This window comes from Echinicola arenosa (assembly GCF_014841125.1).
In the GTDB taxonomy this organism is placed as follows: Bacteria; Bacteroidota; Bacteroidia; order Cytophagales; family Cyclobacteriaceae; genus Echinicola; species Echinicola arenosa.
Map to the genome: position 1 here is coordinate 377650 of NZ_JACYTQ010000001.1, position 13204 is coordinate 390853.

Consider the following 13204-nt stretch of genomic DNA (forward strand, 5'->3'; position numbering starts at 1 on the left):
TTTCTCAGACTTATCCATCATAAAACCAACCTACCCTTTGCTTTTTCACTTTTTTCAAAAGCGCGCATAAATCCATCTAGCAGAAGGTAATTTAAGATTTTAGGACATCAATTAAAATAACTAAAGACGAACAGTTTTTTAAATAATAAGGCCATTTAAGTTACATTCCAAAATTAAATTTAGCTTATGCTTTCAAAACCTTTTCTATTTTTGAAATCTGATATGCATCAAAATGAAATATTGCAATTACATTTATGGCACAAATTTCGTACGAGAAATAGAAATTGATTGTTCTATGAAAACTAAAATCTACTTATTAACCATTTCTATAATATTGCTGGCTGCTTTTAATGTCCATGCCCAGACAGACTCCATCGCTATCTCCTTGGAGAAATCTTTGAAAAACAGCCTCCTAAAAAGCATTCAGGTCAAAACCGACTCTATGGACAACCAGCTTGGCACCAAACTCTCTGACCTGGATCAAAAAATCCAGATGTTGGATGAATCTTTAAACCAAACAAGCAGTGAAACCCAAAAAATTGAAAAACTGATTGAAAGGGTCAAATTGATTGAAGACTTCCAGCAGGCTGAGAAGGACGCTGAATTGAATATTTACCAAGGGAACTATCAGTCTGCTATCATCAACTTAGTGGCCATGGAAAGAGAGCTCAGGCCTTTGATTCTTTTTGGCGCCACAAGAGACTTCTTCCAGACACTAAACTCAGTCGGGAACCCTACTTCTTACCCAGGGTTCAATGAATGGTACAGCGGATTCAAGAGTTTCGTGGATAAGAACAAAAAAGAAAGCCCAACACTATCTGTAGTAGCAAACCTGATCAGCCTTACCGGAGATTTGTCAGCAGGCACGCCCATATTCGGGACTTTCAGTCAAGCGCTTTTTACAGGGATGTCCAGCTATATTGAGAGCATTGGTACAGGAAAAAGAGATAAAAAATTAAGGGACCAAAGCCAGGAAATGTTTGAATTGGTTGCCGAATTGGGCCAGTTCACCAATGATAAAAACCTGATTGAAACGGAATGGGAAGCCATTGATACCGAATTGGAAGAGCTCAAGAAACTGTACGAGGAAAACCTCGACAAGAACCTTAAAATACTGGATATTGGCAAAAAAGAGTTCGAGAGAAGGTATAGTAAAGAGAATGACGCCAACCTCAGATATGAATATTTGAATGAGTTGACCAACATTATTGCCAGAAGAGTCAAACACGAAAAAGAAACCAATCCAAAGAACTGGAAGAACACTTTCTACAATGAAATGTCGGAAATCCAATCCTTAAAAATCCGTTTTGGCAGCATCACTTTCCGTATCAGTGAAAATATCAACAAGTACAATTCACTCATTGACAAATACAAAGAAGCAAAGCATATTGGACCGAAAATCAATGATTTAGAGTCTAAACTCAACAACTTGAAAAACGCTTTTGACAAAGCTTTCAACCCATTGGAATACATCAATGCAGCCAACAAAATGTATAAAGTTGACTAATGTATTATTAAATATTAATGTAAAAAGGGAAGACTGATTGATCAATCTTCCCTTTTGTTTTACAGCTTATTATCTATTATCCTTCTTTTAACTTCGCCTTTAACTGCTTGACCCGTTCTGCAATAGAATGTTTACTGATGTCAAAGTCATCGGTGGTAGCTTTCAAAAAATCATTGATTTCACCTGCATGGTCTTTCACCTTTCCATCCTTTAGGCCCACATACTTAAGGGTACTCCAAAGGACATTCTTAAGCTCTTTGTGGGAGTCATCCGTCATATAATACTCGATCAACACCGTATTCTCATTATGCCAAAGAATACGACTTTTAATCCTCACCCATTCGCCCACCATCGCTGGTCTGACATAAGAGATATTATGGTTATAAACCACCCATGCCGCCTGGTATTTCTTGATCAAATCATACATCTCTACCCCATAAAGTTTAGGGACTTGATCCTCACGGGCATTGAAATAATAATCAAAATACTTGGCATTGTTTAGGTGCTGAAGAGGATCACAATCTTGGAACCTGATCACCGCCCTACTTTCAGTCTCTTTGGGATAGTGTTTATCGGGATTATATTCGAACATGTTTCCTAAGCTAATTTTTAGTAATTATATCGATGCATTCAATCAGTACCTTTCATGCAATATCTGCATATGATGCCTAAAGTGCCCTGGAATTATATTCAACAAAGCCCTCACACTAATTTCATAGCCATTTGCCGTACCAGTATAAGTCAATGCTTCTTCTGGCAAATGGTTCATAAATGACCTGATCACATACCTGGAAAGTTCAAACTCCTCCAAAAGGTTGGCTAAAGGCACATCATTGAAACGGGCAGCCTTTACATAATCTTCTTGATCCATTCCCGGCAATTCCTGATCATCCTTTCTGGCAAAACACAAAGCACGAAAAAGCATGATCTTTTCAGTATCATTGATATGACCTATCACTTCTTTTAGGCTCCATTTTCCGTCTTCATAGGTTTCTCTTGCCTGCTCTTCCGTCATTCCCTCAAAGTAACTTCTGAGTTCTTCTACTTGGGAGATCAGCAATTCTTTGATATTCTCTCCCTTAACTTTAGAAACATAGGTCTCGTAAAAAGCCCCATACTCTCCCTTTTCTGGAATCAGTTTGTCGTTCATGTAATACTTTTTTTATTTCTCTTAAGATGATATAAATTTAAAACTATCAAAACCATAAGTTTGACTCCATGAAGAAAATTTTACTACTCATCGTATTCTTAACTCCTATATTGGCTTTTTCACAAACCCAAACTATTCATCGAAACAGCGATATTGCTGCAATGGTTCAAGAAATCTCTCCAGATCGTCTTGAGGAATATATCAATGGATTGGTAAGCTTTGGAACCAGACACTCCCTTAGCAAGGACCAAGAAGACTGTGGAATTGAAGCTGCTCGACAATATGTTCTTTCTCAATTCAAATCTTTTGAAGCTGAATCCGGCGGTCGTTTAAGTGCTAAAATCGACTATTACACGGTAGAGAAAGATGGAAGAAGAATCCCGGAAGATGTCCGAATGGGCAATGTCATGGCTATACTGAAAGGAACCAACCCAAACGATGACAGAATATTTGTTGTAAGTGGGCATCTCGACAGCAGGGTCAGTGATGTCATGAACGCCGAAAGCGATGCTCCAGGAGCCAATGATGATGGGTCTGGAGTTGCTGCATTGATAGAAATGGCCAGGATCATGAGTAAAAGACCCTATTCAGCCACTATTATTTTTGTTGCAGTTTCCGGTGAGGAACAAGGACTTAAAGGCGCCACCTATATGGCCCAAAAGGCAAAGGCTGAAGGCTGGAACTTGGCCGCCATGATCAACAATGACATGATAGGAAACAGTTCCTCCAGCGGCACCTCAATCAAAGACAATACGCGCGTTAGGGTATTTAGTGAAGGAGTACCACTTTTGGAAACAGAAGAAATGGAACAACTACGAAGGTATACCAATGGTGAAAACGACAGTAAATCCCGCCAATTGGCGCGGTACATCAAAGAAATTGGAGAAAGGTATGTTGACCAACTTGAAGTAAAACTGGTATACAGAAATGACAGATTTCTAAGGGGAGGAGATCATACCCCTTTCTCTAGAGAAGGTTTTACAGCCGTCAGAATGTGTGAATTCAATGAAAATTATAACCAACAGCATCAAGACTTAAGAACAGAGAATGGCATTCAATACGGTGACCTTCCCGAACACATAGATTATGAATACCTCCGAAAAAATACAGGAGTCAATCTAGCTGTACTAGCCAGCCTTGCTTCAGCCCCTTCTGTTCCCCAAGAGGTAGGAATCGATGTAAGCCAACTCTCTAACTCTTCCACCCTCAAATGGAAGGCTCCTGCTACTGGAGACGTAATGGGCTATTATATTTTGATGCGGGAAACCACATCTCCTGTCTGGGAAAAGAAGTTTTTCACTCAAAATACTAATCTAACATTACCTTATTCCAAAGACAATTACTTCTTTGCAGTCCAATCCGTAGGAGGTGATTTTGTAGAAAGCATGGCGGTATTCCCACACCCTATAAGATAATTCAAACCTCCTTTTTATTTTTGGGCTTTCAGTTTCAACTTCGATTTTGTTTCTTGGGAGCCCTTAAATACGCCAGGTTGGTAAATTGGGAATGAGGATTTGGGACAAAAACCATTAACTTTACCGGCCTATTTCCGTACATGCATTGAACTCAAAACAAGAAGACTTTAATATGAATCCATTATTGGAAAAATTTAATACGCCATTTGAAACGGCTCCATTTGATAAAATAAAGAATGAACACTTTTTACCTGCTGTCCAGGAGGCCATCCAAGAGGCCAAGTCTGAAATAGAAAGCATTAAGGCTACCACCTCTCCCAATTTTTCCTCAGTTATAGAAGCATTGGATAGTTCGGGCAAAAAACTGGGCATCATCTCCAGCATATTCTTCAATTTAAATGCTGCTGAAACCAATGATGAAATCCAAAAATTGGCAAGGGAAATTTCTCCTTTGCTTACTGCTCATGGCAACGACATATTGTTGGATAAGGAGCTTTTTGACTTGGTAGACACTGTTTATCAACAAAAAGGAAGCCTTGATCTGAACGAAGAGCAAGAGACATTGTTGGACAAAACATATAAATCTTTTGTCAGAAACGGAGCCAAGCTTTCTGAAGAAGATAAAGCCAAGCTCCGTGAAATTGATAAAGATCTTTCCCAAAAAGGGTTGGCCTTTGGTGAAAATGTGTTGGCTGAAACCAATAAATATGAATTGGTAATAGAAGATGAAGCAAAACTGGCCGGACTTCCTGACTCCATCAAAGAAGCGGCAGCCCAAACTGCAATTGAAAAAGGCAAAGAAGGCAAATGGATTTTCACATTGGCATTTCCTAGCTATGTGCCTTTTATGACTTATGCGGATAACCGAGAACTCCGTGAAGAAATATTTAAAGCTTATAACACCAAATCATGTAAAGGTGATGAACTGGACAACCAGGAAATCATCAAAGAAATATTGGTTTTGAAGAATCAAAGAGCTATTCTTTTGGGCTATAAAAGTTATGCTGACTTTGTCCTTGAAGAAAGAATGGCCAAAAGCGCTCCAGAGGTTAGTTCTTTTCTAAAAGACCTTTTGGAAAAAGCCAAGCCAAAAGCCCAAGAAGAGCTGGAAGAACTGACCAAATTCGCCCAAAGCATTGGTGGCCCAGAGACGCTTCAAAAATGGGATTTTGGCTATTACTCCGAAAAACTAAAAAAAGCCAAATTTGAAGTAGATGATGAGCTGACCAAGCCTTACTTTGAACTTGAAAACACCATTCAAGGCGTATTCCTTACAGCTGGAAAACTGTATGGATTGCAGTTTATCAAAAACGAAGATATCCCTGTCTATCATCCTGAAGTGACTGCCTATGAAGTAAAAGATACCTCTGGAAAACATGTTGCAGTATTCTATGCTGATTTTTTCCCAAGGGCTGGAAAAAGAAATGGCGCGTGGATGACCGTCTATCAAGGACAATTCAAAGAAGGCAATGTTGATCACCGACCTCATATATCTATTGTTTGTAATTTCACCAAACCTACCGCAAGAACTCCTTCCTTACTTACCTTTAATGAAGTGACCACACTATTCCATGAGTTTGGCCACGCATTGCATGGGATGCTAGCTAATGGAACTTATGAATCGCTTTCCGGCACAAGTGTCTATTGGGATTTTGTAGAGCTCCCCTCTCAAATTTTCGAAAACTGGTGCTATGAGAAAGAATGCTTGGATTTATTTGCCAAGCATTATCAATCGGGAGAAAAGATCCCTGAAGAGCTAATTGAAAGAATCAAGAAGGCCGCTAATTTCCACCAAGGCTACCAAACCTTAAGACAGGTAAGTTTTGGTTTACTGGACATGGCATACTACAGTACTAATCCTGCTGAAGTCCAATCTCTATTTGATTTTGAAAAAACAGCCATGAGACCTACTGAATTGCTCCCTGCAGTAGAAGGCACCTTAATGTCCACCTCTTTCTCCCATATTTTTCAAGGAGGTTATGCTGCTGGGTATTATAGTTACAAATGGGCGGAAGTGTTGGATGCGGATGCTTTCGAAATGTTCTTGGAAAACGGGATTTTTGACCCAGTTACTGCCAAAGCTTTTAAAGATCATGTACTCTCTTCAGGAGGCAAAGTCCACCCTTCCATTTTATACAAAAGGTTTAGGGGCAGAGAACCCAAACCTGAAGCCCTGCTAAAGAGGGCTGGATTAATATAACCAAAGGGGGCTTCAAGTCCCCTTTTTTTATTTCATTCAATCTAATTGGAATAGAAACCTTATTTTTAACTTCCAGTTTATAATTATCGAATCAATAAATTCAAAGAACATTTATTAACCAATAAATAATTTTTAAATATTTTTGTTATAAAATTTGAATTTCAAAATCATTATATTAGTTTTATATCAACAAGGGAATCAAATGGGATTTCAAACAAAACTGTAGGATACTAAAAAGTATTCTGGAAGTGTAAAGAATGAGATAAGTTCACTTTTTACCAATGAAAGGTTCGAATCCTTTCCCTGCAGCAGGTTATTTTGGGTTTATTGTTAATTGACTAAAGCTATGAAATATTGTTTCATAGCTTTTTTAATTTCTACTCATTTCATATAAAAACCTTCATTAACGATTTGACAATTTCGGAAAGTTTCCAAATAAGTATAAATTATATAATTGACAACAAAATACTATAAATATTAAAAATAACGTAAACTTTTCATGTTTATGTTGAATTTATTTGAATAACAAAATAAGTTATTTAACTTTGAATCATAAACAAAGACAAAAGGTCTTTTTCTTCAAATCGTACAAACGATGATAAGGATAGAAGATTGTTTATACTACACTGTAGGGTGTTGAAATTGGCAGACAAGCCCTCCTGTCTCGGGGGTGGGGGTCAATGGAAAAAGCAAACATGGAGCTCGTGTTTTGCCTAACTACCCCGTGGAGGTTCGAGTCCTTCCCCTACAGCAGGTTATTTTGGGTTTATTGTTAATTGACTAAAGCTATGGGATTTTGTTTCATGGCTTTTTTTATACTTAAAATTCAGCTTTTTTAATTCTAGAGTCTGGAAGTTTGATTTTTATTAACTTGTGTTTTTAAAAAGCTTCCTGAATGAACAATTTTTACTGGCCTTGCTCCCAAAGAAGCAAAGGCATCAAGTTACTTCTATTTTTGGTCCTTAGCCTTTTGGCAAACAACGTCCAGGCACAAAGCCCCATTATTGAATCCACCAATGCTTTGGCTGAAAAAGTTTACCTCCAGCTTGACAGTAAAATCTACACGCATGACCAAACAATATGGTTTAAGGCAATCGTAGTTAATGCCGCCAGTAACCAACCTACCCTGCTCAGTGGAGTCCTTCACACAGAAATAATAGGCAGCGACCTCCAAGTAAAGGAAGAAAAGTTAATCAAACTCCAAAACGGCATCGGGGAAGGTTTCTTTGACCTAAACCGTAACTATCTACCCGGCCGCTATTTGATCAGGGCTTACACCCAGTGGGACAACAATTTTGGTTCGGATTATATTTTCAAGGCCTATATCGACGTATTTCCTTCGTCCAAAGAAGCTATAGCTTCCCCAATCAACCAAATTTCTCTTTTGGAAAAATCATCCGGGAAATTTTGGCTTAACGCAAACTTTAACCCTTTGCAGATAGACAGCCTTCATCAAAAGAAACTAAGTATCTCCCTCAATCTGGATGGCAAAAAAGACTCTCTCTCTCTGAAAAAAAATAAAGAAGGTCTATATGCCATTAATTATCAGATTCCAGAAAACAGCAGATTGGTAACACTGAAAATGGAAACTGAAAACGGGATCCAGTACTCTAAGACGCTAGCCCTGGACGAAGAGACTTTGGATTTTCAGTTTTTTCCAGAAAGCGGAGAGCTTGTCCATGGGGTGACATCAAGGGTAGGTTTTAAGGCTTTGGATTACCTTGGCTCAGGAAAACAAATACAAGGTAAGATAATCGATGGAAGTGGAAAGCAAATCACCACTTTAAAAAGCAATGATTTAGGTATAGGTTCCTTTATCATTTCAGCGGATAGTTCCCATCAATATTATACTGAAATAAATTTTTCTGGAGATTCTACTGTAACCTACCAATACCCACTTCCTACGGTACAACCTAAAGGTTACAACTTGGCTGTATTTAAGGCGGGAAATGACATTCGGTTAATTCAATCCGCCATACCAGCACATAATGACAGCATCTTCATTAAAGTCACCAGCAGAGGTATTCCTTATTACTGGATAAAAGGAAGGCTGAAACAAGGAAAAGCACTCACCATGCTACCGACTAACAGCTTGCCGGAAGGCATCATTTCTTTTACCCTATTAGACCATCACCAGCAGCCTGTTGCAGAGAGACTTTTCTTCAATGAACGCCTAGAAAACAGGCTTACAATAGAAGCCTCTTCCAATCAATCATTATATACTCAAAGAGAAAAAACAAACGTCAACATCCAAATCAAAGATTCGAACGGCACCCCTGTAGAAGCGAATATTTCAGTTTTGGCCATCAATGGAGACTTAATGGGGAAAACCCAAGAAACCAGGACAAATATTTTATCTTCATTATTATTGAGCGGCGACCTAAAAGGGCACATCGAAAAACCGGGGTATTATTTTCAATATGATCGCCCTAACCGCTACAACGACTTGGACGCCTTGATGATCACACAGGCTTGGCGAAATTATCACTATCACCAGAAATTGGACTCATTGGCCTACCCTGCTGAACCCTCGCTCCATGTTTCAGGATCGGTAGGTGGAGTGTTTTCATCTAAGAAGAAAAAAGAAGATGTAGCGCTCACGTTGATGACCTTTGGTGAAAAAGCCTCCTTTCAGACCCAATCTACAGACAGTCTTGGCCGTTTTAGCTTTTATTTAGTAGATGCTTATGGAGAAAAAATCGATGTATTAATTCAAAGTGCCAACAAATCTGGAAAAAAGAAGAATTACACTTTTTCACTGGACAAGAAATTCACCCCAGAAATCAAATTTGATCAAAAGCAAAAAATCGAACGTCTGGACAGTTTTAGTTATGCTTTGGTGGAGAAGCATCAAGAAAAGAGTGCCGCTGAGGCTGCTTTCAAACTTTCAACTGATATAATGGAACTTGAAACATTTACTGTGGAGGATTACCTCCTCACCCCTGAGAGGGAGAAAGTCATGAAACGCTTTGGCAAGCCGGATAGGGTAATTGAAGGGCAAGATATTCAAGAGAAAGAAGAAAAATGGTCTTATGGCCTATACAGCATCCTGCTTTTCAACTATCCAGAGGATGTTAAAATTGACCGGGTAAATGGGCCAGGTGGTTACCTGAGAGCATCGGTTCTTTCAGCTGAAATGACCCTTGTAGTCATAGATGGCATTCCGGTCATGAACTATAATTATGACCTTATCCCAAGCATCCCTCCTTCAGAGGTAAAAAGTGTAGAGCTAATCAAGTTTGCCAAAAACTTCACCTCACTCTTTATGGAGGTATACCCTCAGGCCAGCCCTTTGGAAGCTCCAATGACCGGAAGTGTAATTGCTATTTACACCCACGCAGGAAAAGGGATTTTCGGGGTTCAAAAACCAGACGGACTACTTCAGGCCACTGTACCTGTCTTTTCCCAGACAAGGGAATTTTACCGTCCCAACTATGAAAACCTAAGTGCTCAGGATTGGGTAAAGCCAGACTTAAGATCAGTCATTCATTGGCAAGCCCAGGTCAAAACTGATTCTACTGGACAAGCCAAAGTCAATTATTATAATGCAGACACTCCAGGTCAGATTATGGTGATCATAGAAGCTGTTGCCCCGGATGGTAAAATCGGCTACCAAGAGCTGACATATGAAGTAGAAGAGAGAAAGTAAAACAGGCCTATACACGAAAAGGGCTATTCCTGAATTCTAACTCAGCAATAGCCCTTTTAAACATTTAAATAAACATTGCTACTATTCTACCGTATCCTCAATGGAAGTCACTGAGAAAGCAGCGAAATACCCTAAAGCAGTATCTCCGAAATTGGACAAAGGATTGGAGGGGGCCACTCCACCTCCATCAATTACTTCTACCAAGGTCCTGTAATAATCATAGGTACTTCGATCCAAGTGCCTTAACTCCACATACATTTCATCCCCAACCTCCAAAGTGTGAGGAAAATCATAATCTTGGGCATTACCATTGGTGTATTTATCATCACCAAGCCAAAAGTTATCGTCTTCAATCAACTCCCCATCAAAGTCAAACACATACACTTCACCATTGACGTAAACATTGAAACTATAGTAATCACCCAATTCTGGAGGGTCTTCAAAATAAGCTCGAAAGTAATATCCTTCTTTGTAAAGCAATGATTCTTCTTCAAACCTAAAACCCAATGAATCTATTTCTACCAACTCCTCAGGCATTGTACTTTCTGCGGTATAGGTTTCTCCATCCAATTGTACTTCTATCGTATAGGTCACTCCTCTTTGCCCTTGAAGGATGGTAGTCTGATACACTCCATCTCCCAATTCTTCCAACACATCTACATTTCCCTCATCATCAGAAATCTCTATATAAGCACCTTCGATCCCAGGAAAAACATTATCCTCATAAAAACCCACTGATTCTGAAATAGTAACAGTATAAGGACCAGGCTGATCTGTGATGATACCTTCTATCACTACTCTTGGCTCAGCATTATCCAGGTCTATGATAATAACCTCTTCACACCCAGTAAAAGCAAGCGCTATGGTAAAGACTATATATAAATATCTTCTCATGATTATTTGAATCTAAAGTTATAGGTAACTGATGGCAAGATGCTGAACAGCGAAAACTTCACCGCTTCTGTTTTGGTAGGATCATCGCGATCTTCTCTGAAAGTAACCATAAAGGCATTCTTTCGAGCATAAGCGTTGTAAACAGAGAAATTCAAATCCGATTCAAACTTCTCGTTGCTTTTAAGTTTTAGGGTTGCTCCTAAGTCTAATCTATGGTATTCAGGGAGACGGTTATTGTTTCTCTTATCATACATATTGATCACTTCTCCTTTCACCTCGTATTTTCCCACTGGATAGGTCACTGCATCGCCAGAGCGATAGACAAATGAGGCAGACAAATTCCACCTTTTGTTTAATTGATAAATCCCTACAATCGACAAATCATGTGGCCTGTCCCAACTTGCAGGATATACTTCTCCATAATCTACCCCGTCAAATTGGCGTTCAGTTTTTGAAAGGGTGTAGCTGATCCAACCTGTCAAGTCACCTTTGTTTTTTCTCACAAAAAACTCAGCACCGTAGGACCAACCGTCACCAAAGAGCAATTGCGATTCTACATTCTCATTAAAAACCAACTCCGCACCCGTACGGTAATCTACCTGGTTTTTCATATCCTTGTAATACACCTCTACAGAACTTTCAAATGCATTATCATTGAAATTTCGGAAATAACCTAAAGCGATCTGATCCGCTATTTGAGGACGAACATTATTACTGGATGGAATCCATAAATCGATCGGGGTACCAGCATTACTATTGGATACCAAATGCAAATATTGGCGATTCCTACCATATGAAGCCTTCACAGACACTTCGTCATTCAAGAGGTATGTTAAGCCAAGTCTAGGCTCTAAACCGCCATAGGACTTTACTATTTCTCCATCATCGTAAGTTTCAGTATCGATTACATCCCCGTCTTCATCATAAGTATAAATTTCTCCTGGACCAATCTGTGCGAACCAAGAATACCTCAGACCCGCATTTACGTTGAACCTCGGCGAAAACTCGATATCCTCTGATATATAGGCTGCTGTTTCCCAAGCGTATTTACGTTGCAACTTCTGTTCATTGATATAAGAGTCACCTTGTGGAATAATCTCTCCTGGCACAAAATTATGTCGAATAGCACTTGCGCCGAATTTCAAGGTATTTTGAGGATTAATATAATATTCGAAATCCTCTTTGATGCTAAAGTCCCTTATGGCTGAAGTCACCTTAAATCCATTATTCTCATTTTCTTCCTCCTCAGCCATTATTTCCACTTCATAATTGTAATCCGAAAACATGGCCGTAGAATTCAAGAACAATCGATCATTAAAAAGATGGTTCCAGCGTACAGTTGCTGTGGTGTTTCCCCAATCAAATCCAAACAGATCACCATAACCAAAGTTATCCCTTCCAAAATAACCTGATACAAAAATCCGGTCTTTATCACCCAGTTTATAGTTAGCTTTAGCATTCAAGTCATAGAAATAGAGAATGGAATTTTTGACCTCTTCATCATTAGACAATTTCAGAAACAAGTCTACATAGGTCCTTCTCCCAGAAACCACAAATGACCCTTTATCTTTTACAATCGGTGCCTCAATTGTGGCTCTGCTCGAAATCAAACCAATACCTCCCTGTGCCGCAAACTTCTTGTTATTTCCTTCTTTCATTTTGATATCAAGGACAGAAGAGGCTCTTCCGCCATATTCCGAAGGAATATGGCCCTTATAAATTGTAAGGTCTTTGATCGCATCTGAATTAAAGACAGAGAAAAAGCCCAATAAATGTGACGCATTATATACCGGAGCCTCGTCCAACAGGATCAAGTTTTGATCTGCACTCCCCCCACGGACAAAAAAACCTCCTCCGCCTTCACTGGCTTTTATACCAGGAAGTAATTGTATGGTCTTGATGATATCCTTTTCACCAAAAATAACAGGGATAGCTTCCACTTCTCGCATATCCAGTTTATTCACACTCATTTGCGTGGACCGGACATTAGAATCCTCAGGCTCAGCATTGACTACTACCTCCTCCAATTCTGTTGCCCCTGACCCTAACTCCACATCAATTGTTTGATCTTTGTCCAAGGTTATGGCTTTTGTAATTGACTCATATCCCACAAAACTATACACCAAGGTATAATCCCCTGCAGGAACTGTTAGGGAATAAAAGCCATAGACGTTACTTGTCCCTCCTGTACTTAATTCCTTGATAAAAACTGTGGCTCCTATCAGACCTTCTCCACTGTTTGCATCTTCAATATTACCCCTGATGGTAAATTTCTCTTGGGCGTAAAGACTGGCAGTGGCTAAACAACTGGTCAAAAAGAGCAGCAAAAATTTTCCTTGAAAACTTATCGAACGACAAGTCCTTTTTCTTCTTTTCATCTGTTTTTGTT

The 13204-nt window shown here is 39.2% G+C and carries 8 protein-coding genes; 4 read left to right on the forward strand and 4 right to left on the reverse strand.

Features of this window, described 5'->3' with window-relative positions:
* Positions 1-295: 295 nt before the first annotated feature.
* Complete coding sequence (locus IFO69_RS01395) at positions 296-1507, forward strand: hypothetical protein (RefSeq protein ID WP_192007230.1); 1212 nt, start codon at positions 296-298, stop codon at positions 1505-1507.
* A gap of 76 nt (positions 1508-1583) precedes the next feature.
* Here the strand turns inward: IFO69_RS01395 and IFO69_RS01400 are convergent, their stop codons facing one another.
* Positions 1584-2099, reverse strand: coding sequence for an acyl-CoA thioesterase (locus IFO69_RS01400; protein ID WP_192007232.1), 516 nt, complete (start codon positions 2097-2099; stop codon positions 1584-1586).
* A gap of 42 nt (positions 2100-2141) precedes the next feature.
* Positions 2142-2657 (reverse strand): DinB family protein, encoded by a 516-nt coding sequence (locus tag IFO69_RS01405; RefSeq protein ID WP_192007234.1) that lies wholly within the window; start codon positions 2655-2657, stop codon positions 2142-2144.
* 68 nt (positions 2658-2725) lie between these two features.
* Between IFO69_RS01405 and IFO69_RS01410 the strand changes: the two genes are divergently transcribed.
* From IFO69_RS01410 to IFO69_RS01420, 3 genes are all read left to right on the forward strand, one after another.
* Positions 2726-4072: a M20/M25/M40 family metallo-hydrolase gene (locus IFO69_RS01410; RefSeq protein ID WP_192007236.1), complete on the forward strand. Its 1347-nt coding sequence runs from the start codon at positions 2726-2728 to the stop codon at positions 4070-4072.
* Positions 4073-4244: 172 nt separating this feature from the next.
* Positions 4245-6272 carry a M3 family metallopeptidase gene (locus IFO69_RS01415; RefSeq protein WP_192007238.1) on the forward strand — a complete coding sequence of 676 codons (2028 nt, stop codon included), beginning with the start codon at positions 4245-4247 and terminating at the stop codon, positions 6270-6272.
* A gap of 895 nt (positions 6273-7167) precedes the next feature.
* Positions 7168-9921, forward strand: a complete 2754-nt coding sequence (locus tag IFO69_RS01420) for a hypothetical protein (RefSeq protein ID WP_192007240.1) — start codon at positions 7168-7170, stop codon at positions 9919-9921.
* A gap of 81 nt (positions 9922-10002) precedes the next feature.
* Here IFO69_RS01420 and IFO69_RS01425 read toward each other — a convergent pair whose 3' ends face one another.
* Complete coding sequence (locus IFO69_RS01425) at positions 10003-10815, reverse strand: DUF4249 domain-containing protein (protein WP_225443951.1); 813 nt, start codon at positions 10813-10815, stop codon at positions 10003-10005.
* Positions 10816-10817: 2 nt separating this feature from the next.
* Entirely contained in the window at positions 10818-13193 is a 2376-nt protein-coding gene (locus IFO69_RS01430; protein ID WP_192007242.1) for a TonB-dependent receptor, read from the reverse strand.
* Positions 13194-13204: the final 11 nt, after the last annotated feature.